We start from the raw sequence: 25,233 nt of genomic DNA on the forward strand, positions 1-25,233 counted from the left end.
GTCTGCCTGGCTATCTGCTGATCGTCTTCCTGATGCAGCTGCTGTGGTTCTTCGGAATTCATGGACCTAACGTTATGTCTGCTGTTACAACAGCATTCATGACACAGGCAAGTGCTGAGAACCTGGCGATCTACAATGAGATTGGTAATCCTTATCTGTCTGCAGGCAAGTACAGCATCATCTGCAACGCCTTTGGTTCAACATTCTTCTCAATGACTGGTTCTGGTATCACCGGCGGCCTGATCATTGCGATCATGCTGTTCTCCAAGAGAGATGATTATAAGGCAATTGCAAAGCTGGCTATCCCTTGCGGAATCTTCGATATCAATGAACCGATCATCTTCGGTATTCCTATGGTTATGAACCCGCTGTTCGCAGTGCCGTTCTTCTGCGCACCGCTGCTCTCTGTCATCATTGGTTATGTGCTGACAAGAATCGGCTTCTGCCCGATCATGGTAGTCGATGCACCGTGGACCACTCCGCCTGTACTGCTGGGCTTCCTGGCTTCCGGCGGCAAGCTGATGGGTGCTCTGTCACAGCTGATTGCCTTCGCTTCTTCGATCCTTCTGTACACACCGTTTGTTATTGCAGCAAACAAGGCACCGAAGGAAGAGGCTGCTGCAGCTTAAGCTGAACATTACAATTGAAAGAACAGTTCTGTGTATGCAGAGCTGTTTTTTTGTGCTAGAAAAAAGGAATCACACATTTGATATGTGTGATTCCCAGTATTTCTGATTGCTTTTGTGATTACCGCTTGATGGAACTGCTGCTCCAATCAGCAAGCTCTTTCTTGATGGTCATGTATCGTTTCTCTGGAACCGGAATGATATCACCATTGTCCATTAACAACTGATACCGTGTCAGCTGGCGGATATAGAAGGGATTGACCATGATGGAACGGGATACGCGCAGGAAACTGCTGCCATAGTTGGCATCAAAGCTGCGCAGGCGGTCAATGGAAATGATGTTCTTATTGAAGAGATGGACCATCGTATGGGTCGATCTGTCTACACTCTCCATCCAGGAAATGGAAGAGATCGGATAATAGAAATAATAATCATTCAGACCGCGGATCAAGACACGCTCATCTTTGAAAGGGAAACGGTCCAAGGTGGTTGTGTCCATCTGGAACGAGAACATCTGTGAGGAGGTGTTGATCGGTTCGGCAATGCTGGATTGATGAAAGACAATTCTTGGATTGCCATTGCGCATTGCCCAGATGACATGAATTCTGATAATGATGGCAGATGACACATTGGAAGGCTGCGAAAACAGCAGGCGGAACTCCGTCATGATGCTTAATGCCGAAGGAGCCAGTTCTGTGGCTGTACTGGTGATTCCGGAAATCTGGCCATGCATAGGCTGTGAAAATTCACCCAGTTTCTGATACACTTCCTTGCGACTGTGAAAGATCTGCCCTTCATGCAGACCTATCCAATAGACATTCTCTGCCAGACACTCACATGTATTTGTTACATTCACATCCATCAGATCCAGAATGTACTGCATCGTACGGTGGATAAGTTCTTTTCTGTTCATGCTCATAATTGCCTGCAGAAAGTATACGACGCAAGCAGAAGTTTTGTACATTATTTGCATGAAAAATTTGTTTTTTCATTTCACTGTGATACCGGTGAAAGAAGATTTTGAAAAGCGTTTGCATATTCCTGCACAGCCTGTTTTGCATGATCTGTTGAAACCGCTTAAATAAACAAAATGTTTGTAAAAAAGTGCGTCGTTTCTTGACTTTGATTGGTGATTTTCCCTCCACATCTATGGTTCCTGAGAATCCGACGTATAATAGCAAAGAGTCTTTTGTTGAGGAGCCAGCTTCCCCCGAATACAGTATTAACCAAGTTGTTTGTACTGTCCTCACCCCAAATAGAAATTCGGTTGGCTCTGAGAAAGGCTCTTGGAAAATGCGGCTTTCCCCCAATGTGCCGCATTTCATCCGGTCTGGCTTCTTCCCAAGCCAGACATTTTTTATATTGTTGAAAGCAGTGCTGTTTCCTTATAAAATAGGATGCAGGATTTTCTGGAGGTAGTAAGTATGGCAAAGGCGAATCGCCACAAGCGCCTCAGCAAAGAGGAGCTGAAAGAGGAAAATGACAGAATCCGCAGTGAGCTGGCACAGACCACCGATGCGGAGGGACAGAAACGGATTACGGATCTGTTAAGCAAGGAAAACTGGTATGCCTATCTGCTTTGTGCATTCCTGCCGCCGGTTGGTATCTGGTATGTCTGGGCCAAGCGGGATAAGCATCATCTGACAATGCCTGCCATGGTAACCTGGACGATGATTGCAATTATCATCATTGTCCGCTGGATTACGTATTTCATCGGGCTGAAGGGCTGAGCATCCACTGGGATGCTTTTTTAGACGGTACGTAGAGAAAGACACAGACAATTTTCATTTTCAAAGTCTTCATCTTCCGTTTACAATAAGGTGTATGCTTGTAAGAGATAAAGTAAAAAACCGGGAGAGGTTCACCCCGGCGGAGAATCAGATATCAGATTATATTCTGGATCATACACGGGAAGTCATTGAAATGCCGCTGGATGATCTGGCCAAAAAGCTCTATGTTTCCAAGAGTACAGTCATCCGTTTCTGCAAGAAGCTTGGATTCCGTGGCCATAAGGAGCTTTGTGTACAGCTTGCAAGGGAAATGAATTCTTTCATTGCCGGGGATGAGGCCACAAATGCTGTGGTTCAGCAGAATGACTCTGCCGATGGCATTGCGCGTCATATCCTTTCTTTGAAGTACCGTGCATTGACCGATACCTTCAATGATCTGGACCTGGATAAGATGCAGGAGGCTGCCGATCTGATTGCCAGACATCACAAAGTTGTGATCTATGGCAGTTCCACGGACTATCCGGTACAGCTGGAACTGGCTGCCCGGCTGCGCAGCATCAATTGTGATGTCAGGCTGCCGATTCTGCCTAATACAGATCTTTTTGAAGCAGCTTCCTGGCAGGATGACAATGTGGCCATTTTGCTTTGTTACAGCGGAAATTCGTCTTCCCTGCAGGCAGTGTCTGAGATCCTGCGGCAGAAGAATATTCCGATCATTCTGCTGACAGGTTATGCCCATACCGGCCTGCAGAAGAATGCCACGATTGTGCTGCACTCTGCGTTTCATGCGGAAGGTACAGGTGTAAGGGCACTTGGCAGCTGGGAAGGCATGGGTCTGCTTGCAGATATTCTGTATGGCTTTGTGTTTGCCAAGGATTATGAAGCTAATATGCAGCGGCTCACGCAGCAGGAAGCGATGCTCAAGAACACTGGAAAAGTTGCACAGTAACGCCATTGCAGTACAATAAGTCTGCTGCATTTGAGGCGGAAAGGAAAATCATATGCCAGAAGTAATCAAGATTGAAGGGGGACACCGGCTCAATGGAGAAGTAACGATCTCCGGCAGTAAGAATGCGACGGTTGCCCTGATTCCGGCGGCGGTGCTGGCCAATGGGCCGGTCACCATCGTTGGTGTTCCGGAAATTGCGGATGTGCGTAATCTTGCGGAAATACTGAAGATACTGAATGTACAGGTGGATCAGCCCCATGTGGACCATCTGATTATAGATCCTACCCACATGCAGAATGTGGACCTGCTGGATGATGCCGTAACCAAGCTGCGTGCTTCCTATTATTTCATGGGTGCACTGCTTGGCAAATATCACCATGTCAGAATGAAGATGCCGGGCGGCTGCTATCTCGGCCCCCGTCCGATTGACCTGCATCTCAAGGGCTTTGAAGCACTTGGCGCCAAGGTCAAATATGAAAAGGGATGCTTTGAAATTGATGCGGATGAGCTTGTCGGTGACAAGATCTTCCTGGATATTTCTTCTGTTGGTGCCACTATCAATATCATGATGGCAGCTGTCTATGCCAAGGGCAGAACAACGATTGAAAATGCGGCCAGAGAACCGGAAATCATTGATGTGGCTACTCTGCTGAACAAGATGGGTGCCAGAATCCGCGGCGCGGGTACCAATGTCATCACCATTGACGGTGTGACATCATTGTCCGGCTGTTTCCATGAAATTATTCCGGACCGTATTGAAGCAGGCACGTATATCATCATTGCTGCGGCGATGGCTGAGAAGATGAAGATCAACAATGTCATTCCTCATCATCTGGAAGCTCTGTTATCAAAGCTGGAAGAGATGGGGGTGGACATGGATGTGACAGTGGATTCCATCACTGTACGTCATAAGGATCATCTGAAATGCGTTGATGTTACAACCAGGCCGTATCCTGGCTTTGCGACGGATTTACAGCAGCCGTTGACAGCTTTGATGACCCAGGCAGAAGGGGATTCCCATGTAGAGGAAACGATCTATGTGGAGCGTTTCAAGCATTGCGAACAGCTGTGCCGGATGGGTGCGAGTATTGATGTGCATCAGGGTGAGGCTGTGATCCATGGTCCGACACCTTTGTATGGCACTAAGGTTGCTGCCACCGATCTGCGCTGCGGGGCTGCCATGGTTGTGGCAGGTCTGCTGGCAGAGGGCACAACCACGATTTCCAACATCTATCATATCGACCGCGGCTATGATCACATTGATGACAAGCTCAATGCCCTGGGTGCTAAGGTATGGCGTGAAAAGGTTGCGGATGACGAAGAAGACTGACTTGATTTGTCAGTCTGTGGATGGTAATATACTGTCGCAACTTTCTTTACGCACGCGTAGAGGCGTAAGGCAGAAGGGAGAATGAACATGAAAGAAGGAATTCATCCGAAGTATTACAAGGCCAAGGTAATCTGCACATCCTGTGGTGCTGAGTTTGAGACAGGCTCCACATTGCCGGAGATCAGAGTTGACTCCTGCAGCAATTGCCATCCTTTCTATACTGGCCGCCAGAGATTTGCTCAGGCTGCTGGCCAGGTAGAGAAGTTCAACAAGAAGTACGGCCTGAAGTAAGATGGACAAACAGACAGCTGATGGATGTCAGCTGTTTTTGTTTGCACTTTTGTGGGGGAGGCAAAGATCCTGTTTTCATTGTAAAATAGAAAAGAACAGGAGATATTGTCATGGTGAAAGAGGAAACAAAGAAGACGCTTTTATCATTGGATGAAATCAAGAAGTTGTTTGCCGAAAAGGCCTCGAAGAATGAGGAAATCAGCGAGAAGGATATCATGGAGATGGCTGAGAAGAATCATCTCAGTGAAGAGGAGGAAGATGATCTTTTCAACTGGTGCCAGCAGAATGATATTTTCCTGAATGATGAGGAGGATCTGTTCTCGGATGACGATGAGGATTCTTCTTCTGATGGGGAAGAGGAAGAGGAGGATGAAGAATCCTCTGAAGATGAGGAAGAAGATGAGGATGACAATGATGTGGCTGCGCCATACATTGAGGAAAACCGCAGCCATGGGGTTGGCGATGCCGAGCGGCAGTATCTTCGCCAGATCGGTCAGATCCCTCTTTTGACGGCAGATCAGGAAAAGGCAGCTGCCAAAGCAATGGTGGATAATCCGCCGGATTCCAAGGCTTACAAGGATGCCAAGGATCTTTTGATCTCCAGCAACCTGCGCCTGGTTGTATCCATGGCCAAGCAGTATACCAACCGCGGCTTATCTTTCCAGGATCTCATACAGGAAGGCAACCTTGGTTTGATCCGCGCGGTGGAGAAGTTTGACTATACCAAGGGATTCCGTTTCTCTACCTATGCCACATGGTGGATCCGTCAGTCCATGGTCAGAGCCATTGCGGACCAGTCCCGCGATATCCGTATTCCGGTTCATATGACCGAACAGATCATGCGGGTCAACCGTGCCCAGCGCAATCTGATGCAGGAATTGAACCGGGAACCAACCGTAGAAGAAATTGCCCGCAAACTTGGCAATGGCATGACGCCGGAGAGAGTACGTGAAATTCAGGGCATTGCCCAGCAGCCGGTTTCTCTGGAAACACCGGCTGGTGAGGAAGAGGACAGCACATTGAGCGACTTCATTGAAGACAAGTCTGCTGTCAATCCGGAAGATTACATGAACAACCAGGCGGTGAAAGATATGGTAGATGATATGCTCAAGTCACTGCCGCCAAGGGAAGAAATGATCCTGCGGATGCGGTTTGGCCTGGATGATGGCCGGCCCAAGACGCTGGAAGAGGTTGGCAAGGCATGTGATGTGACCAGGGAGAGAATCCGGCAGATTGAGGCGAAGGCATTGCGCCGTCTGCACCGCATGCATGCCCACCGCACAGAGCTGGAAGATTTGAAGAATTAAGAGTCAGGAGAATGTGAATGGATGCCGTAAAGGAAAAACTGGCAGAGATGGCTGGCAGATATGATGAGATTGCCCGGGAAATGATGCAGGATGACATTGCTTCGGATCCGGCAAAGCTGACAAAGCTGAGCAAGGAACAGGCAAGACTGGAAGCACCAACAGAGGCATATCACAAGCTGTGTGATCTGGATGATCGGCTGCAGCAGGCCGAAGAGATGGCAAAGGAAGAAGATCCGGAACTGAAGGAAATGGCAGCCAGTGAGAAGGAAGACTGTGAAAAGCAGAAAGAAGAGCTGCTTGTCCATATTCAGAAGCTGCTCATTCCGCATGATCCTTCGGATGACTGCAATGCCATCATGGAGATCAGAGGCGGCGCCGGTGGTGATGAAGGCAATATCTTTGCCGGTGACTTGTTCCGGATGTACAGCCGCTATGCGGAAAGCCAGGGCTGGAAGGTACAGGTCATGGAGGCATCCGAAGGGGAGGCAGGCGGCTTCTCTCAGATTGTCTTTTCGATCAAGGCAAAAGACGGCGGTGTGTATGGCAGTCTGAAATGGGAGAGCGGAGTGCACCGCGTGCAGCGTGTGCCTAAGACCGAATCGCAAGGCCGTATCCAGACAAGTACGGCTACGGTCTACTGCTATCCGGAAGTGGAAAAGAGTGACTTTGAGATTGATCCCAATGATCTTGAGATTGAGACGCACCGTTCTTCCGGTGCCGGCGGCCAGCATATCAATAAGACCGATTCGGCTGTGCGCATTGTGCATAAGCCAACCGGTATTACGGTAAACTGTCAGGAAGGCAGATCCCAGATTGAAAACCGGGAGACGGCCATGGCGATCATTCGTTCCCGTGTGTATGAATATGAAAGAGAAAAAGAAGAGGCCAAGGCTGGTGCGCTGCGCAAGGCAAAGATTGGTACAGGTGACCGTTCTGAGAAGATCCGGACTTACAATTATCCGCAGAACCGGGTGACGGATCACCGCATTGGCCTGACGATTACCCAGCTGGACCGCATCATGGAAGGCAAACTGGATGGTATCATTGCCGGCTTGAAGGCCGAGGAAGAGAAGAGACTGCTGCAGGAGGCGAAACTGTGACATTTGAACAGGAAGTCAGAAAGTATGAAAGGCTGTGTGAAGCCAATGATGTGCCCAGTGAGACGGTGATGGCCTTCCTGGTGGAGCTGTCACAGCAGGAACGCTATAACCTGTATGCCAATTTCAGGGAGGAGATGCCAGAAGATCTGCAGAAGTCGTTTGAAGCAGGCATGGCAAGAATCCTGAAACAGGAACCAATGGCCCATGTACTGGGGTATTCCTGGTTTTATGGGTATAAGTTCATCGTCAATGAGGATGTGCTGATTCCCCGGCCGGAGACTGAGGAGCTGTGTGCCAACATCCTGGCCAGAATGGACCAGTACTTTGCTAAGCAGGAAACCATTGACTGCGTGGATGTCGGCACGGGCTCCGGTGCCATTGCCATCACATTGTGCAAGGAAGAGCCGCATCTGCATATGATGGCAACGGATATTTCCCAGGATGCATTGGTGACGGCCAGAAAGAATGCACAGATGAATGAAGCCGATGTGCAGTTTATGGCAGGCGATATGTTGCAGCCGCTGATTGAGAAGAACATCAGGGTGGATGTGCTTGTATGCAATCCGCCATACATTCCCCAGGAAGAGAAGATGGAAAAGTCGGTGGTGGACTTTGAGCCGCATGTGGCATTGTTTGGCGGTGAGGATGGCCTGAAATTCTATCGGGAAATCTTTGCGGATTGCCAGAAGGTGCTGAAAGATAAAGCCTTCATGGCCTTTGAGATGGGCTGGGACCAGCGTGAGCGGATGTCGCAGCTTGTGGAGAAGACGCTTCCTGGCTGGAAGTATGAGATTCTGAAGGATATGAATGGCAAGGACCGCATGCTGTTTGTCTACAGGAATCTGTAATAGGATGATACAATCATCACGGGTTATATAAGGAGGCGGGGAATCATGACATCAAATGGAAAGCGCATTTGTAAAAACTGCGGCTTTGAAGTGCCGGTGGATATGAAGCAGTGTCCGCACTGCGGCTGGCTGCTGGAGGATGAGGATGACTTTGTGCTGCCTTCTCTGGATGAAGATAAATCAGCACAGAAAAAGCAGACGGTTCAGATCCATCAGCGTGTGGAAAGAGATGAAACATATGAGCGGCCTTCGCAGCATACATCGCGCTCTTATCCACAGAACAATTCCTATGATGACTACTATGGTCAGTATCAGCAGACTTCTCATAGACCAAAGCCCCGTCATGCCGAGCCGGGTGCCTTTACGGATCTGGATGTCAAGGATCTGCCGATTCAGGAAACGGCAGAGATGAAGAAGCTGGAACAGGAAGAGGCAATTGAGACAAAGCAGTATGATCCCAGCCGTGAACAGAGAAGGTCTCTGGAGGATACGCTGTTTGATCCCAATGAACATGAGGAAGAAACAGAAAGAAAGACAGCCCCGAAGAGCAGACAGGAACCGGAAACACATCACAGGAACAATAAGAAACATCATTCTGTGCTGCCGGCCATTCTGTTATTCATTGTCCTGACTCTGGCACTGCTGGCTGGCGGTATCTATCTGGTGGATCATTTCACTGGCGGCAGTATTGTGTCAGATCTCAAAGGCAAGTTGACCAATAAGACTGCGGCCGTAACAGCTGCACCGAAGGAGACAGTGGAAGCCACTGCCACACCGACCGTGACACCAACACCGACGCCTGCACCAACTGCAACAGCAACAGCTAATGCACATGAGGGCTATGTCGGTCATCTGAAGGTGACTGCAGATGCCGTCAAGGTCAGAGACAGTGCTTCTCTGTCTGGCAATGAGGTTGGCTCTGCAACAACAGGACAGGAGTATGAAGTCATCGCCACGGCCCAGGCCGATGGCTATACATGGTACCAGATTGGTGAGAACCAGTGGATGCCGAGTGATGGCACCTGGGCGGAATATACACAGTATTAAGAATAAGGAGATAAGATGAAACAGTACGATTATCTTGTTGTTGGCGCTGGTCTGTATGGTGCCGTATTCGCACATGAGGCAAAGAAAGCAGGCAAAAAGGTCCTGGTCATTGACCGCAGGGATCAGATTGCCGGCAATGTGTATACCAAGGATGTCAAAGGCATCCATGTACATCAGTATGGTGCTCATATCTTCCATACCAACAATCAGACGGTATGGAACTATGTCCAGCAGTTTGCTACATTCAACCGCTTTACCAACAGTCCGGTAGCCAATTATCATGGGGAGCTGTATTCTCTTCCGTTCAATATGTATACCTTCAATAAGATGTGGGGTGTTGTAACGCCGCAGGAAGCGTATGAGAAGATTGAGGAACAGAAGAAAGCTGCCGGCATCAAGGAGCCGAAGAATCTGGAAGAGCAGGCTATTTCCCTGGTTGGCACTGATATCTATCAGAAGCTGATCAAGGGTTATACAGAGAAGCAGTGGGGCCGTGACTGCAAAGATCTGCCGGCATTCATTATCAAGCGTCTGCCGGTGCGCTTTACTTTCGATAACAACTATTTCAATGCATTGTACCAGGGTATTCCGATGGGTGGCTATACAAAAATGGTTGCCAATATGCTGGATGGCATTGAGGTCCGTCTGCATGAGGACTATCTGAAGAACAAGGAACAGTTTGATGCACTGGCAGATACTGTGATCTATACAGGACCGATTGATGCCCACTTCAACTACAGCCTGGGTACACTGCAGTACCGCTCTGTCCGCTTTGAGACAGAACTGCTGGACATCCCGAATTTCCAGGGCAATGCGGCTGTCAACTACACAGACAGAGAGACACCATGGACCAGAATCATCGAACATAAGTGGTTTGAGTTTGGCAAGGATGATGAAGGTAAGGATATCCCATGCACCGTCATTTCCAGAGAGTATTCCTCTGAGTGGAAGCCGGGCGATGAGCCTTACTATCCGGTCAATGATGCAAGAAATTCCGAGCTGTATCAGAAGTATCGTGAACTTGCCCATAAGGAAAACAACATTGTCTTTGGCGGCCGTCTTGGCGAATACAAGTACTATGACATGGATGCCGTCATTGCCAGTGCTTTGAACAAGGCAGACGAAATCCTGCATTAACAAGAAAGAACCGCAAGGTTCTTTTTTTATCTTGCTATGTCATCAGATGTCTGCCTGCATACATGTGATCCGCCGGATCCTGAAAGATAACAAACTATTGGCAAAGAATACAACTGCTGAGCGGTCATAAATCCGGCCGCAAAAAAATACAATCGGATTTATGACCGATTTCGTTTGTATTTACACGCAATAACAATTGAATCATGGGTTTTTGATCCATCTCAACCTGATTTATGCCATGATTTTCAGGTGAAAAGCCAAAAATACAGTTGGAAAACAATCGCAAATTCGGTTGTAAAAAAATACGATTGAAAATATACGCAGATTCATTTACCCTGAAAGTACAATAGATTGGAGACGACCATCATGAAAGAGACAAAACAACTGGAGTTTAAATCAGATATTACGAATGCATTCTTGAAGACCGTAAGTGCTTTTGCCAATTACGATGGTGGAAAGATTGTTTTCGGAGTGGATGATCATGGTGATGTCGTTGGTTTGGATGATCCGGTACAAGCCTGTCTGGATATCGAAAACAAGATTAATGATTCGATTCATCCACAGCCTCCATACGAGTTGTCCGTTCAGGAGTCAGACAAAACAGTGACACTTGTGGTCTGGTCAGGAAGAAATACTCCGTATACATATAAATCCAAAGCGTATAGAAGAAATGACACGGCCACGATTGAGGCTGACAGTCTGGAACTGAGCAGACTGGTCCTGAGGGGTGAACACATCAATTTTGAGGACCTCCCGGCCGAAAAACAGGATCTGACGTTCAATACTCTTGAGAGACTGGCAAAGGAGAAAATCGGTATTACATCGTTAAATCGGGATGTATTGAAAACGCTGAATTTATACAGTGACGGGGAAGGATATAACCATGCCGCTGAGATTCTGGCGGATGAGAATGGTTTTCCTGGCATTGATATTGCCAGATTTGGGGAAAGCATCAATGTGATTCTGAAACGCGCGGTTATTGAGCATCAATCGGTTATTGATGAGCTCGGAAAAGCAATGGAAATATTTCGTGATTATTATCAATATGAAGAAATTCACGGGATGGATCGAATCAAAATCGAAAAAGTACCTGAAGAGGCATTCAGAGAAGCAGTTGCCAATGCACTGATTCACAGAACCTGGGATATCAATGTCAATATCCGGATAATGATGTTTGATGACCGGATTGAAGTATCATCACCGGGAGGGCTGCCACCCGGTCTTTCCAAAGAGGAATATCTGAGGGGGAGTGTTTCAATACTGAGAAATCCAAAATTGGGGAATGTATTCTACAGACTGAACCTTGTAGAAATATTGGGAACAGGAATTCTGAGAATCCGGGAAGCATATGAAAACAGCATCCAGAAACCGGCTTTTGAGGTTTATGAAAACTCAATTCATGTCATTCTGCCGGTCATCAGCAAGGAAAAGCTGTCTGCAGATGAAAAGATTGTCTATCAGATTCTAAGCAAAACAATGCCAAAATCAATCAGTGAAATTGCGGCTGCGGTTCCGTTTGGCAGGTCAAAGACAGCCGGGCTGTTAAAAGCAATGGCTGAAAAGCAATATATCACAATTGAAGGAAAAGGCAGGGGAACGAAATACAAGATTGGCTGATAACAGCTAACAGCAGTAAGAACGCTGTATTTTGGCAGTGTATCTTCTGTCTATACATGCATACTTAGCTTGCAGTACATTTCTTTTACCGATATGCATGCTATGATACTGATATGCGGGAACTTGTAAAAAACAGAGTATACAGACACTTCAAGGGCAGGTACTACTATGTGCTGGATGAAGCCATTGATACTGAGAGTCGTGAAGTGGTTGTGATCTATCGGGCTTTATATGGGGATTATGGCTTGTTTGTGCGTCCAAAGAGTATGTTTCTGTCTGAGGTGGATCATGTCAAATATCCGGATGTAGAGCAGAAGTATCGCTTTGAGCTGGTGGATGATGACTAAGAAGGGCTATTATTCATCGGGTGAATTTGCAGCGCGTGCACATGTGTCATTACGTACAGTGCGCTACTATGACCGCATCGGCCTGCTGTCTCCTTCTGCTCATTCTGATGCTGGAGCACGGTTATACAATGATGCAGATCTTGGCCGCATGCAGCAGATCCTTCTGTACAAGTATCTTGGCTTTTCTCTGGATGATATCCGGGAGATGACGATGGCAGGTGCTGATCAGCATTTTCTTCTGGAGACGATGAGGGTGCAGCAGAAACTGGTACAGGAAAGAATCGGACAGATGCAGGCAGTTGCGGAAGCTTTGTCTTCAACCATGTCCGCATTAAAGAAGGGACAGGAAGTGGACTATGACCACATGCTGGCCCTGATTGACAGTGATGCCATGGAGCGCAGCCTGAAAACACAGTATCAGAATGCGGCCAATATCACCGCCCGTATTCGTCTCCATTCCCTCTATTCCACCAATCCTTTGGGCTGGTTTGTGTGGCTGTATCAGCAGGCATCCATTCAGGATGGCATGAAGATCCTGGAGATTGGCTGCGGCAATGGTGCCCTGTGGCAGCAGAATCTGTCTGTTCTGCCGCCGCATGTACAGATTGTACTGTCGGATATTTCAGCCGGTATGATTCATGATGTGCAGAACCGCTTCCGAAATGATGCACGATTCTCCTGCATGGTGTTTGATGCAGCGCATATGCCGTTTGATGACAATACGTTTGATCTTGTCATTGCCAATCACATGCTGTTTTATTGCGATGATCTTTCACAGGTGCTGCAGGAATGTGCCAGGGTACTCAGGGTGAATGGACATCTGGAGGCCAGTACGTATAGTTCCAGGCATATGAAAGAGATCACAGAGCTTGTGCAGTCATTCTCGCCGCAGATTGTGCTGTCCAAAGACAAGCTGTATGAGAAGTTTGGCTTGGATCATGGGGCCCAACTGCTGTCTCCTTATTTTCGGGATATCGAAAGAAGGAAATATCAGGATTCGATTGTCCTGCATGAGGCGGAGCCTTTGATTGCCTATATTCTGTCATGTCATGGCAATCAGAATCAGCTGCTGCTGGACCGCTACAAGGAGTTTCATGACTATGTTGTGAAGATGACAGCGGGTGGTTTTACGATTACAAAGGATGCCGGTGCGTTTCTTGCCGTAAAAAAGTAAAAATAATGCTTGAAGGTGACCTTGCGTCACCTTTTATACTTCTGCTGTCTACAGGAGGTACATGTATGAAGGGTATTATTCTGGCAGGTGGTTCGGGGACCCGGCTGTATCCATTGACACGGGTGACATCGAAGCAACTGCTGCCGGTGTATGACAAGCCAATGATCTTTTATCCGCTGAGCACATTGATGCTGGCAGGGATCCGTGATGTGCTGATTATTTCCACACCGCATGATATTGGCAACTTTGAGGCACTGCTGGGGGATGGCTCTCAGTTTGGCATGCATTTCAGCTACAAGGTGCAGGAAACACCAAATGGTCTGGCACAGGCATTTGTGCTGGGTGAAGAGTTCATCGGTGATGACTGTGCGGCCCTGGTGCTGGGAGATAATATCTTCTATGGCAACCACTTTGGCCGCATGCTGAGAAAGGCTGTGGGAGATGCCGAGCATCTTGGCAAGGCAACGATCTTTGGCAAGTATGTATCGGATCCGGAGAGGTTTGGCATTGCCGACTTTGATGAGAAGGGACATGTCTTGTCTCTGGAAGAAAAGCCGGCCCACCCCAGGAGCAACTATGCGGTTGTCGGCCTGTATTTCTATGACAACCGTTGTGTGGAATATGCCAAACAGTTGAAGCCTTCTCCCCGCGGCGAGTATGAAATTACGGATCTGAACAAAGTTTATCTGGAACATGATGATCTGGATCTGCAGATTCTTGGCAGAGGTTTCTCCTGGGTGGATACCGGTACGGTGGAATCGATGGCCGAGGCGAGCAACTATGTACGCTCCATTGAGCATATTCAGGGCATCCGGATTTCGGTGCCGGAGGAGATTGCCTACTATAACAAGTGGATTGATGAGGAACAGCTTCTGAAGATGGCAGATCTGTATGGCAAGAGTCCGTATGGTGCGTATCTGAGAAGTCTGGTGAGTGGTTCTGTGCAGGGACCGATTGCAAAAAGAGAGGGAAAGTAAACTATGAAAATGATCGTGACTGGCGGAGCGGGATTCATTGGCTCCAACTTTATCTTCTATGAAAGAAAAGCGCACCCGGAGGATGAGATCATCTGTCTGGATAAGCTGACCTATGCCGGCAATCTGAAGACTCTGAAGGATATCATGGATGCTCCGAACTTCAAGTTTGTGAAGCTGGATATCTGTGACCGTGAGGGTGTATACAAGCTGTTTGCGGATGAAAAGCCGGATGTGGTTGTCAACTTCGCGGCTGAGAGTCATGTGGACCGCTCGATTGAGAATCCTGAGATCTTCCTGGAGACCAATATCATTGGCACCAGTGTGCTGATGGATGCCTGCCGCAAGTATGGCATCAAGCGTTATCATCAGGTTTCTACCGATGAAGTATATGGTGATCTGCCGATCAACCGTCCGGATCTGTTCTTTACGGAAGAGACACCGCTGCATACTTCTTCTCCGTATTCTTCTTCCAAGGCTAGTGCTGACCTGCTGGTCAATGCCTATCACAGAACCTATGGCCTGCCGACAACGATTTCCCGCTGCTCCAATAACTATGGTCCTTACCAGTTCCCGGAGAAGCTGATTCCATTGATGATTGCCAGAGCTCTGGCCGATGAGCCGCTGCCGGTATATGGCGAGGGTCTGAACATCCGCGATTGGCTGTATGTAGAGGATCATTGCCGTGCCATTGATCTGATTATCAGAAAGGCAAATGTTGGTGAGGTTTACAACATCGGCGGCCACAATGAGATGCGCAATATCGATATTGTAAAGATTATCCTGAAGGAGCTTGGCAAGCCGGAATCTCTCATTCAGCACGTCACGGACCGCAAGGGCCATGACCAGCGCTATGCCATCGATCCGGCCAAGATTCACAGGGATCTGGGATGGCTGCCGGAGACAAAGTTTGCGGATGGCATCAAGAAGACGATCAAGTGGTATCTGGACAACCAGGACTGGTGGAAGGATATCATTGCCGGTGACTATCAGAATTATTATGAAGAGATGTATGGCAAGAAGAAGGTAATTGGATGAAGATATTTGTAACAGGTGTTTCCGGTCAGCTTGGCCATGATGTGATGAATGAGCTGGCAAAGCGCGGCTATGAGGGCATTGGTTCTGATATTGCCCCGGCTTATGCTGGTGTGCAGGATGGTTCTGCCGTCACGACAATGCCGTATGTGGCAATGGATATTACCGACGCAAAGGCAGTGCATGATACCCTGATGAACATTCATCCCGATGTCATTGTCCATTGTGCTGCCTGGACAGCTGTGGATATGGCCGAGGATGATGATAAGGTGGCCAAGGTCAGAGCTGTCAATGCCGGCGGTACCCAGAACATTGCCAATGCGGCAAAGGAACTGGATGCCAAAATGGTCTATATTTCCACGGACTATGTGTTCAATGGACAGGGCACCGCACCATGGCAGCCTGACTGCAAGGACTATCAGCCGCTGAATGTGTATGGCAAGACAAAGCTGGAAGGGGAACTGGCCGTTGCCAATACACTGAAGAAGTATTTCATTGTCCGTATTGCCTGGGTATTTGGAAAAAATGGCAGGAACTTCATCAAGACAATGCTCAAAGTTGGCAAGACACATGATGAAGTGCGGGTTGTCAATGATCAGATCGGTACACCGACCTATACGTTTGATCTGGCCAGACTGTTAGTCGATATGATTGAGACAGATAAGTATGGCTATTATCATGCGACCAATGAAGGCGGCTATATTTCCTGGGCTGATTTTGCCAAGGAGATTTACAAGGATGCCGGCTTTAAGACAAAGGTCATTCCGGTTACCACAGAGGAATATGGCCTGAGCAAGGCAGCCAGACCGTTCAACAGCCGTCTTGACAAGAGCAAGCTTGTTGAAAATGGCTTTACACCGCTGCCGGACTGGCGTGATGCAGTCAAGCGCTATATTGATGAATTAGATGTGGAGAGTTTGTAAGATGGGACAGATCAAAGTAGAGAAGAATGTTGGCGGCATTGAAGGCCTGTGTGTGATTACACCTACGGTGCATGGTGATGCCCGCGGCTATTTCATGGAAACATACAATGAGAAGGATATGGAGGAAGCTGGCTTCCACATTAACTTCGTTCAGGATAACCAGTCCAAGAGCACCAAGGGTGTGCTCAGAGGTCTGCATTTCCAGAAGCACTATCCGCAGTGCAAGCTGGTCAGAGCTGTCAGAGGCACGGTGTTTGATGTCGCTGTTGATCTGAGACAGAACAGTGCCACCTATGGCAAGTGGTATGGCGTCACACTTTCCGAAGACAACAAGAAGCAGTTCCTGATTCCGGAAGGATTCGCCCATGGCTTCCTGGTACTTTCCGATGAAGCAGAGTTCTGCTACAAGGTCAATGACTACTGGCATCCAAATGATGAAGGCGGCATGGCCTGGAATGATCCGGAGATTGGTGTTGAATGGCCGCAGCTCAAGGGTACTTACAACGGCACACCAAGTGCAGAAGGATATACCCTGGAAGATGGCACCCCGCTCAACCTGTCAGAGAAAGATCAGAAGTGGGCAGGCCTGAAGGATACATTCAAGTTCTAAGACATAAGACACAAAGTCAGGATGAAGGTCCTGGCTTTTTTGATGGAGTCAACATAAAAGAGACGATTCTAAAATCGTTTCACAATAACACATGTATCCTGTAGAATGTTGGTGAGGTACTCACCATGGAAGAAAAAACGTTTGATCAGCTTGGATATGCAAATCAGAATCTCTCCTTTACGGTATTGGAAAGAAAACTGAAAGAAACGGTTGGCATCAAAAAACTGACCGTTGATATTCTGAAGGTGCTAGGTCTGTACAGTGATGAAGCGGGATATAACAATGCGGCTGGACTGCTTGCGGATCATAATCACTTTTCTGGCATTGAGATTGTGCGGTATGGGAAAAAGACCAATATCATCAAGGAACAGATTTCTGCAACTGGTGTTTCTGTGCTGTCCCAGAATGAACAGGCATTAATGATGTATCAAAGATACTATCAGGAAGAAGTGATTGAGAAAATCCTGAGAGAGAAAAGAGAACTGGTTCCTGAGACGGTTTTTCAAAAGGCAGTTCTTTACGCGATTGTCCATCATGACTGGCGTGATCAGTCAAACATACAGATTGCAATGTATGATAACTGCATCAATATTGCATTTACCGGCAGTCCATCATTTTCATACCATCCAATCCTGACCACTGTCCTGTTTCACATGCACGTTATTGATTCCCTTGATGAGGATTTCCATCAAATCCGCATGGCATACAAGGACAGGAAGCAGATACCTGTCATTGAAAGCAAAGATCAAATGATCCAGATAATTCTGCCTGTGATTGATGATCATCCTGACCTGACGCTTACTGAAAGTAAAGTTTATCAGGCTCTTAGCACCCATCAGCCTGTTTCCAGCAGTGAGATTGTTTCATTCACCGGCCTGAGTAAAGCAACGGTGATCCGTGCTTTGAATGTATTGGCTAATAGATACCTGGTTGTCAAAACCGGCCAGGCAAGACGAACAAGGTATCAGATCTAATTGGGTTTATTACCTCTTTATTACCCCAGGGTAATAAATATCATGCAAACAAAAAATGCCTGCTTTGGGGCAGGCATTCATCACTGTATGCTTGCGGCAGCCTTCTTGATCATCAGGATCCGCTTACACAACAGACGATAGGATTCATTGATTCTCTTGTTGGAGATGTTGGTTGTGGCCTGGTATTTGACCAGCTGGTTGCCATATGCTCTTGGAAGTGCATCCAGAGCATTGAAGTCATAATGTTTCAAGTCAATGTAATCCAGCAGGATCTCATGTGAGAAGTTTCTGGCATTGAACAGTTTGCATGACTGGCTGTGATACTGTTCAAAGATTTCATCATCGTCCACCAGACAGCCAAGTCCTGTACCAGTGTCAAAGACAGGGGCACATTGCAGCCATCTGCCGGTGTTGGCATCCACAAGGATGCCAAGATTCTGGTTGTGGCGGTCGGTGTTCATCATCAGATAATCCATGACAAGCATGTCACTGATGCATTGTCTGGCATTTTGGATGCCATGGTTTTCCAGTGCTTTGATATAGTCATCATACTGGAACTTCTTGGCACTGGAATGCACGCTGTTCAATACGTCACCGGCTGTGACCAGGTCAACGTCTTCATTGGTCATGGCAGGACATACAGAGACCAGGTTGTTTTCATAGATTTCATTCTCATATGGAACAGCCGGAATGCCAAGCTGATAGCCGATGCGGCATGCCAGCCATTCATTGACGGGTTCCTGCTGATAGAAGGGTGTTCCTCCCTTTAACAGGAAGAGATTTCCATTGCGTTTGAACCATGCCTTGCGGTGATAGCCGCAGGTTGTGTTATTCGGGGTGTGGCGGGCATTGTGGCCGGCCCGTGTACCGATGTTGGAGAACATGGCAAGGCCAAAGCCCTGCTGGTCAAAGGAGCGATGAAAGAAGTTGACTTCCTTCCAGGTAATGGGATCATCCTCTGCTTTACGCCAGAAGGTATCAGAGACAGACAATGCATATTCACGCTCCAATAGTTCCAGGGGATCTTTGATCTCCAGTCTTTCCTCCAATTGCAAAAGGCCAACCCGGTATCCTGGGATCCCACGCCAGCGGTACCAGTGGTTCAGCCTGTGCAAAGAGATCGTGCCATCTTCGTGGGTCACACCCACTGGCAACAGATCTGGATTGATGATTTCCACGTCCTCTCCAAAGGCATGGCGGCCAAAATCAAAGCTGCCCTGCAGGACGGGTTTGTCTTTGTGCATCAGCACATAGACGGTATTTTTCTTCTTAAATGTAAAGAGTGGCATATACCAACATTGTAGCGGAAATAGAAGACAATTTGTCAATGAAAATGGTGATTTTGCACATTAGGTGATGGCCCCCTGCTTTTCATCAGAATAGGATTCTGTCAGAATGATATTGGTAAGGGAGCATTCGTATGGAACAGGAAGAAACTGAGCAGAAAACGTCAGATTCAGCATCTTTAAATGAATTGCTGAAGATTCTGGAACAAAGCGAAGAAGATGTGCGCAATGGCAGAGTGGCACCATTCAGTAAGACAATACAGAGCCTGGGAGAAGAACTGCAGAAAAATCTGTCATTGTGGTAGTGCAATGCATTATCATATTCATACAAAAACAGAATGATTTTGGAAAGGAGGACACAGGCATGAGTAAAGAACTGAAAGTTTGCTGTTCAAAAGAGTTTGACTGGTTTAAATCTGAGACCTGCCACGAATTGAAACGGCTTGGTGATGCAGATTTTATCTATGCTGTATTGCATGAGAACCGGATTCCAAATTGCTGGAAGGAAGGAAAGTGTTTTGAGTCTTTGTACTATTACAGTATGGTCAAGTATCTGTTTCGCATTCATCATCTTTCGTATGAGATGCCATACAAAGATCTTGAGCATATTAAGCTGAAGAGTGTTTGTGTTCCTTCCGGTGCTGTCATGTGGGATGCTCATGATCCGGCAATGAAGATGTGTCATAGATGCATTGATCAGGCAATTCCTGAGTTTATGGAGCATAACATTGCAGAAGGAGATATCCGTGATGTCGCATGATTTTTCCAGAGATACAATTGATAACTATCTTCGGCAATTGGGAAGAGCTTATCGAAAGCTTGCTGGAAAGACTGCGCATGCAGAAATTGTTCTGATCGGCGGCAGCGCCATTATTGCTAATTACAATTTTCGTAATGCTACAACTGATATTGATGCATTGATAGAAAAGGGATCACTGCTGCATGATGCTATCAGAAGCGTGGCAAATGAAAATGATCTGCCTGTAGACTGGATGAATTCGGATTTCATGTATACATCTTCATACAGTGACCAATTACGCAGATACAGCAGATATTACAAGACTTTCTATAATGTGCTGGAGGTGCGCACTATTTCCGGAGAATATCTGATTGCTATGAAGATGAGAGCATATCGCTACTATAAGCATGATATCAGTGATGTGATTGGTATCTTTATGGAACAATATGAGCAGGGCAATCCATTGTCCTATCAGAAGGTAATGGATGCATATCAAAAACTATATGGTTCATTAGACAATCTTCCTGCCAATATAAAAGATCAGATCAAGCAATATTCTTCAATGACGGATGATGAACTGGAATCAGAGTATCAGAAAGATCAGGCTGCAGAAGCCCAGGCGGCAAAGGAATTGAAAGAGTTATTAGCAGATCAGCCGGATTTTTCGGATGAAAGCATTGCAAATACACTATCAAAAGATGCATTTGAGCGTGTAATCAATTCATCAGATGATAAGAATGAGCGGTGAAAGCCGCTTTTTATCATGGCTTCTCAATTCTGTGTTCTCATTTTCATGAAAATCTTCTCAGTTTCATCGCTAATGAAACTGAGAGTAAAATTATGAAATTGATAGATTTGTGCATTGCTTATTCTGAATGTGTCAGTTTGATGAAACTTAAGAGAATCTTAAGATCTGGATATTGCATGACAATAGATATGACAGTATGATCGCAACTTGGAAAACGTGCTATGTCTGTAAGGCATGACCTGTGGAAGGAGGTTTGCACATGGCATATACAGATCTGATCTACCTGCTTTTATTTCTGCCATGCTGTATATTGATCTATCAGCTTGTACCGGTACGATTCCGCAAGTATGTACTGTTATTGTTCAGCTGGATGTATTTCATTCTTTGCAGCAAGAAACTGATCATCTATCTGTTAGCCACAACCTTGTTTGTCTATCTCATGGGTCTTGTCATTGACAAGGCCCCAAAGAAATCCAGAACAAGAAAAGCATTGTTTATCCTTGGATTATTTGGATTGTTTGGTACTTTGCTCTATGTGAAATATACAAATTTCTTTATCCGGATTATCAATGATCTTGGTCATCATTCTCTTTCTGCTCTGACAATTGCCGCTCCAATTGGCATTTCCTTTTATACGCTGGAAGCAGTGAGCTATTTAACAGAAGTATACTGGGGCAGAGAGAAAGCAGATCATGATTTCTGTTCGGTTGCACTTTTCCTGAGCTTTTTCCCACAGATCATGGAAGGTCCGATTGCAAGGTATCAGGATACCGCAGCACAGTTAACCAAAGGCGAAGGTGTTCATCTTGCTGCACTGCAGGCAGGCTGTGTGAGGATCCTGTGGGGATTATTCAAGAAGATGGTCATTGCAGACCGGCTGAATACAGCTGTGAATGTACTGTTTACCAATTACACAAGTTATACCGGGGCAATGACAGCTGTATCAGGGATCTTCTATGCCGTGCAATTGTATATGGAGTTCTCTGGTGCCATGGATATTGTCATTGGCTCGGCACAGATGTTTGGCATTACATTGCCGGAGAATTTCAGACAGCCATTCTTCTCACAGTCTGCCGCTGAGTTCTGGCGCAGATGGCATATTACCCTTGGTGTCTGGTGCAAGACATATTTGTTTTATCCTGTCACGACATCCAAGCTCTGCATGAAGTGGAACAAGTATGGCAAGAAGAAGTTTGGCAAGTACATTACCAAGATCGGTATCTGTGCCTTGTCTTTGACACCGGTGTGGTTGTTCAATGGCATCTGGCATGGACCGCAGATGAATTATATCTTCTATGGCATTTACTACCTGGTCATCCTGATGATCGGGGAGATGCTGGAACCAGTCAAGAAAGCATTCTATGCAAAGACCGGCTTTAATAAGAACAATGTGTTCTGGCATACATTCCGGATTCTGCGGACATGGGTCATTCTGTTTACCGGTGAGATGTTCTTCCGTGCCAATGGACTGAGAGCTGGTCTTGTTATGTTTAAGCGTATCTTTGAGAACTTTCATCTTTCAGCCTTATGGAATGATGGCGGACTGATGTCATTAGGGCTGGATCATCATGATTATCTGGTGATTGTGATCGGTATTCTACTTGTGCTGGTCTATGACATTCTGCAGGAGAAGGGTATCAATGTATATGAAGTTCTAAGCAGACAGAAGACACCGGTGCGCTGGGCATGTGTGTATCTGTTATTCTTTGCAATTGTGATCTTAGGTGCCTATGGCACTGGATATGATAAGGTGAGTCTGATCTATGCAGGGTTCTGAGAAGAAAAATAAGAAAAGAATCTGGCTGCGCTGTATCGCCTTCTTTCTGGTTCTTGGCGTGCTGCTGGATGTTGTATCCAATGCATTTCTATATACTGCTGTCTCTACCAAAGATGCGAAAATATTGAACCGCAATGCGGCTGAAACGGATCTTTTATCACAGGATGAAGACAGTCTGGATGTGCTGATCATTGGTGACAGTGAAGCTTATTCTTCATTTTCGCCACTGCAGATTTATCACGATACAGGCATTACTTCTTTTGTGGCATCACAGGGTGCCCAGACGATTGAAGAAATGAAGCATATGCTTACCGTTGCCTTGTCTGTCCAGCATCCAAAGGTTGTCATTCTGGAGACAGATGCCATTTACCGCAGCTATGGTTCCGTCTCCGGCATAGAGTCTGTTCTGGAAGAAGGATTGAACACTTTGTTCCCGGTGTTTCAGTACCACAATATCTGGAAGATGCTTGGTGAAAATGACTATGCGAAGTATTCCTCCTGGAAAGGGTACTATCTCAATGGGACTGTTGTTCCGTGTACCTCGCTGAGCTCTTATATGACAGCGACGGATCAGCAGTATAAGATTCCCTGGCTGAATCAGATTGTTCTTCAGCAGATTAAGCAGGAAGTAGAAGATGCCGGTGCCCAGCTTGTTCTGGTCAGTGCACCGACACCGGTGAACTTCTCCATGGGAATGCATAACTATCTGAAGCAGCTTGCCGAAGACTGGGATATTACATATATTGACTTCAATGCAATTGTGGATGAGATTGGCATCGACTGGAACAAGGATACAAGAGATGCCGGCGACCACCTCAATGATTCCGGTGCATGGAAAGTGACAGATTACCTGATCAGTATCCTGGAAACAATGGATCTTCCGGATCATAGAGGTGATTCTGCTTATAGCAGCTGGGATGAGATGGCAGAACAGTTCCTGGAACAGGTTAATGCCAATATCAAGCAGATTAATTCACAGAGCTAAGGTGCATGGAGGATCATGCATCTTTTTTGGTGGAAGAGGTATGGACTTTCTTCTTTAGATATGAAGAATGATCGAAAGAACAGAATATGATACCTATTGGCATTTGTACGTAATATGATATATATTTATGCTTGAAATGGCAGTATACTGTTTGTTTTTGACGAATTTCATGTTCTTGGCGTTAAATAAATGAAATGTTTCATTTTTTTAGCGTAAAAAAGATGAAATGATTCATGAAATATACGCGTTAGGATGTCCAATGATGATAATATACAAATACAGAAAGTCAGAGGTGCCTGTGATGATGTATCGAAAGTTTTATGAAGTGATCAGGAAATGGGAAAAGGATCAGGAACAGAAGCCTTTGATGGTAATTGGGGCCAGACAGGTTGGTAAGACGTGGCTGATGAAGAAGTTCTGTCGGGATGTGTATCATGACTATGTCTATATTAACTTAGAGGAGAGAAATGATATTGCTTCTGTGTTTAACGGAAGTCTTGATCCTGAAATCATTCTGATGAAGATTTCGCAGCTGCTCGGCAGAACAGTTGATGAAAAGACACCTGTGTTCTTTGATGAAATACAGTGCTGTGAGCGGGCTGTGACTTCCATGAAGTATTTCTGTGAGTCAGAGAAGAATTATCGGATTCTTTGTGCGGGAAGTTTATTAGGTGTAAAAATACGCCGTTTCCATAGTTCTTTTCCAGTTGGCAAGGTGCATATTGCGCAGATGTATCCTCTGGATTTTGAAGAGTTTCTGCTTGCGTGTGGTGAAGATCTGCTGAGGGATGGCATTCGGAATGCGTATATGCAAAAAACACCTTTAGCACAGGGCATTCATGAGAAAGCACTTCATTTGTATCAGGATTATCTGTATGTGGGTGGTATGCCGGAGGCTGTGCAGTCATATCTTGACCATGATAAGAATGCGCTTGCGGTAGATTCTTCTATTTATGATAGCCTGCAGCTTGCTTATCTTGCGGATATGACCAAGTATGTAACTTCACCGCAGGAGTCTGTCAAGATCACGCAGGTGTATCATTCTGTGCCCAGGCAGCTTGCAAAAGAGAATCCAAAGTTTCAATACAGTCAGGTCCGTTCTGGCGGCAACAGCCGTGATTTCAGCGAGCCTCTGGATTGGCTGGATGCGTCAGGCATGGTCTATGCGGTACACAGCCTGCAGGCTCCTTTGCCGCCTTTGAAGAGCTATGAGGACGATAGCAGCTTTAAGATTTATTTATCGGATGTGGGGCTGCTGCGGCATATGTGCGGGCTGCATTATCGTGATTTGTTGATGGAAAGTGTGACTATTTATAAGGGTGCTGTGACAGAGAATTATGTGATTCAGCAGCTGAAAGCTGCTGGTATCGGGATGTATTACTATAAGCCTTCACCAAGCATGGAGATTGATCTTGTTCTGGATCTTGCGGAACAGATTATTCCGGTAGAGATCAAGTCTGGGCGGCATAAGCGTTCTACCTGCCTGCAGAATTACCGGAACAAGTATCATCCCGCCTTTGCAGTACGCATATCTGCTTTGAACTTTGGCTGGCAGGATGATTTGTTCTCTGTTCCGCTGTATGCAGCATGGTGCATATAGTACAAAAATCTTGTTTCTAATATGATTTTTGTGTAGAAGTTTCGTGAAATGGGTTATCATTGTTCGGTAAAGCAATAGG

General features: G+C 46.5%; 26 protein-coding genes. 24 read left to right on the forward strand and 2 right to left on the reverse strand.

Annotated elements, in window-relative coordinates; all coding sequences use genetic code 11:
• Positions 1–629 (forward strand): PTS transporter subunit EIIC (locus tag SOI44_RS05690; protein WP_331348258.1); only part of this gene is annotated, 629 nt, incomplete at its 5' end.
• A 118-nt stretch (positions 630–747) separates the two neighbouring features.
• Here SOI44_RS05690 and SOI44_RS05695 read toward each other — a convergent pair.
• Complete coding sequence (locus tag SOI44_RS05695) at positions 748–1,545, reverse strand: LytTR family DNA-binding domain-containing protein (RefSeq protein WP_331348259.1); 798 nt, start codon at positions 1,543–1,545, stop codon at positions 748–750.
• A 505-nt stretch (positions 1,546–2,050) separates the two neighbouring features.
• Between SOI44_RS05695 and SOI44_RS05700 the strand changes: the two genes are divergently transcribed.
• The 17 genes from SOI44_RS05700 to SOI44_RS05780 all read left to right on the forward strand — a co-directional run bounded on the left by SOI44_RS05700 (position 2,051) and on the right by SOI44_RS05780 (position 18,019).
• Positions 2,051–2,356 (forward strand): hypothetical protein, encoded by a 306-nt coding sequence (locus SOI44_RS05700; protein WP_331348260.1) that lies wholly within the window; start codon positions 2,051–2,053, stop codon positions 2,354–2,356.
• 94 nt (positions 2,357–2,450) lie between these two features.
• Positions 2,451–3,305: a MurR/RpiR family transcriptional regulator gene (locus SOI44_RS05705; RefSeq protein WP_331348261.1), complete on the forward strand. Its 855-nt coding sequence runs from the start codon at positions 2,451–2,453 to the stop codon at positions 3,303–3,305.
• Positions 3,306–3,357: 52 nt separating this feature from the next.
• Positions 3,358–4,635 carry a UDP-N-acetylglucosamine 1-carboxyvinyltransferase gene (locus SOI44_RS05710; RefSeq protein ID WP_331348262.1) on the forward strand — a complete coding sequence of 426 codons (1,278 nt, stop codon included), beginning with the start codon at positions 3,358–3,360 and terminating at the stop codon, positions 4,633–4,635.
• 87 nt (positions 4,636–4,722) lie between these two features.
• Positions 4,723–4,926, forward strand: a complete 204-nt coding sequence (gene rpmE, locus SOI44_RS05715; protein ID WP_108774856.1) for a 50S ribosomal protein L31 — start codon at positions 4,723–4,725, stop codon at positions 4,924–4,926.
• A 110-nt stretch (positions 4,927–5,036) separates the two neighbouring features.
• Positions 5,037–6,233 (forward strand): RNA polymerase sigma factor RpoD, encoded by a 1,197-nt coding sequence (gene rpoD, locus SOI44_RS05720; protein WP_331348263.1) that lies wholly within the window; start codon positions 5,037–5,039, stop codon positions 6,231–6,233.
• 17 nt (positions 6,234–6,250) lie between these two features.
• Entirely contained in the window at positions 6,251–7,333 is a 1,083-nt protein-coding gene (gene prfA / locus SOI44_RS05725; RefSeq protein ID WP_331348264.1) for a peptide chain release factor 1, read from the forward strand.
• Complete coding sequence (gene prmC / locus SOI44_RS05730; protein ID WP_442914579.1) at positions 7,330–8,181, forward strand: peptide chain release factor N(5)-glutamine methyltransferase; 852 nt, start codon at positions 7,330–7,332, stop codon at positions 8,179–8,181. The genes prfA and prmC overlap by 4 nt, the downstream gene beginning before the upstream one ends.
• Before the next feature lie 45 nt (positions 8,182–8,226).
• Positions 8,227–9,228, forward strand: a complete 1,002-nt coding sequence (locus SOI44_RS05735) for a hypothetical protein (RefSeq protein WP_331348265.1) — start codon at positions 8,227–8,229, stop codon at positions 9,226–9,228.
• 15 nt (positions 9,229–9,243) lie between these two features.
• The gene (gene glf, locus SOI44_RS05740; protein ID WP_331348266.1) at positions 9,244–10,365 is read left to right on the forward strand and encodes a UDP-galactopyranose mutase; all 1,122 of its coding nucleotides are present in this window, start codon (positions 9,244–9,246) and stop codon (positions 10,363–10,365) included.
• A gap of 366 nt (positions 10,366–10,731) precedes the next feature.
• Positions 10,732–11,982 (forward strand): ATP-binding protein, encoded by a 1,251-nt coding sequence (locus SOI44_RS05745; protein WP_331348267.1) that lies wholly within the window; start codon positions 10,732–10,734, stop codon positions 11,980–11,982.
• Positions 11,983–12,095: 113 nt separating this feature from the next.
• Complete coding sequence (locus tag SOI44_RS05750; RefSeq protein ID WP_331348268.1) at positions 12,096–12,329, forward strand: DUF1653 domain-containing protein; 234 nt, start codon at positions 12,096–12,098, stop codon at positions 12,327–12,329.
• Positions 12,319–13,503 carry a MerR family transcriptional regulator gene (locus SOI44_RS05755; protein ID WP_331348269.1) on the forward strand — a complete coding sequence of 395 codons (1,185 nt, stop codon included), beginning with the start codon at positions 12,319–12,321 and terminating at the stop codon, positions 13,501–13,503. Before SOI44_RS05750 ends, SOI44_RS05755 begins: the two co-directional genes overlap by 11 nt.
• Before the next feature lie 65 nt (positions 13,504–13,568).
• Positions 13,569–14,480, forward strand: coding sequence for a glucose-1-phosphate thymidylyltransferase RfbA (gene rfbA, locus SOI44_RS05760; RefSeq protein ID WP_331348270.1), 912 nt, complete (start codon positions 13,569–13,571; stop codon positions 14,478–14,480).
• Positions 14,481–14,483: 3 nt separating this feature from the next.
• Positions 14,484–15,515 (forward strand): dTDP-glucose 4,6-dehydratase, encoded by a 1,032-nt coding sequence (rfbB, locus tag SOI44_RS05765; RefSeq protein ID WP_277653197.1) that lies wholly within the window; start codon positions 14,484–14,486, stop codon positions 15,513–15,515.
• Positions 15,512–16,435 carry a dTDP-4-dehydrorhamnose reductase gene (rfbD, locus tag SOI44_RS05770; protein ID WP_331348271.1) on the forward strand — a complete coding sequence of 308 codons (924 nt, stop codon included), beginning with the start codon at positions 15,512–15,514 and terminating at the stop codon, positions 16,433–16,435. The genes rfbB and rfbD overlap by 4 nt, the downstream gene beginning before the upstream one ends.
• A gap of 1 nt (position 16,436) precedes the next feature.
• Positions 16,437–17,045, forward strand: a complete 609-nt coding sequence (gene rfbC, locus SOI44_RS05775) for a dTDP-4-dehydrorhamnose 3,5-epimerase (RefSeq protein WP_331348272.1) — start codon at positions 16,437–16,439, stop codon at positions 17,043–17,045.
• Between the two features lie 125 nt (positions 17,046–17,170).
• Entirely contained in the window at positions 17,171–18,019 is an 849-nt protein-coding gene (locus tag SOI44_RS05780) for a hypothetical protein (RefSeq protein ID WP_331348273.1), read from the forward strand.
• Between the two features lie 80 nt (positions 18,020–18,099).
• Here the strand turns inward: SOI44_RS05780 and SOI44_RS05785 are convergent, their stop codons facing one another.
• Positions 18,100–19,308, reverse strand: a complete 1,209-nt coding sequence (locus SOI44_RS05785) for a hypothetical protein (RefSeq protein ID WP_331348274.1) — start codon at positions 19,306–19,308, stop codon at positions 18,100–18,102.
• 131 nt (positions 19,309–19,439) lie between these two features.
• Between SOI44_RS05785 and SOI44_RS05790 the strand changes: the two genes are divergently transcribed.
• From SOI44_RS05790 to SOI44_RS05815, 6 genes are all read left to right on the forward strand, one after another.
• A complete protein-coding gene (locus SOI44_RS05790) occupies positions 19,440–19,610 on the forward strand; it encodes a hypothetical protein (RefSeq protein ID WP_331348275.1) in 171 nt (56 codons plus the stop codon).
• 59 nt (positions 19,611–19,669) lie between these two features.
• Complete coding sequence (locus tag SOI44_RS05795; protein WP_331348276.1) at positions 19,670–20,065, forward strand: hypothetical protein; 396 nt, start codon at positions 19,670–19,672, stop codon at positions 20,063–20,065.
• Complete coding sequence (locus tag SOI44_RS05800; protein ID WP_331348277.1) at positions 20,055–20,792, forward strand: DUF6036 family nucleotidyltransferase; 738 nt, start codon at positions 20,055–20,057, stop codon at positions 20,790–20,792. Before SOI44_RS05795 ends, SOI44_RS05800 begins: the two co-directional genes overlap by 11 nt.
• Positions 20,793–21,051: 259 nt before the next feature.
• The gene (locus tag SOI44_RS05805; RefSeq protein ID WP_331348278.1) at positions 21,052–22,569 is read left to right on the forward strand and encodes an MBOAT family O-acyltransferase; all 1,518 of its coding nucleotides are present in this window, start codon (positions 21,052–21,054) and stop codon (positions 22,567–22,569) included.
• Positions 22,556–23,554, forward strand: coding sequence for an SGNH/GDSL hydrolase family protein (locus tag SOI44_RS05810; protein ID WP_331348279.1), 999 nt, complete (start codon positions 22,556–22,558; stop codon positions 23,552–23,554). The genes SOI44_RS05805 and SOI44_RS05810 overlap by 14 nt, the downstream gene beginning before the upstream one ends.
• Before the next feature lie 304 nt (positions 23,555–23,858).
• Complete coding sequence (locus SOI44_RS05815; protein ID WP_331348280.1) at positions 23,859–25,154, forward strand: ATP-binding protein; 1,296 nt, start codon at positions 23,859–23,861, stop codon at positions 25,152–25,154.
• Positions 25,155–25,233 lie beyond the last annotated feature (79 nt).

This window comes from Lactimicrobium sp. (assembly GCF_036453465.1).
GTDB lineage: Bacteria > Bacillota_I > Bacilli_A > Erysipelotrichales > Erysipelotrichaceae > Bulleidia.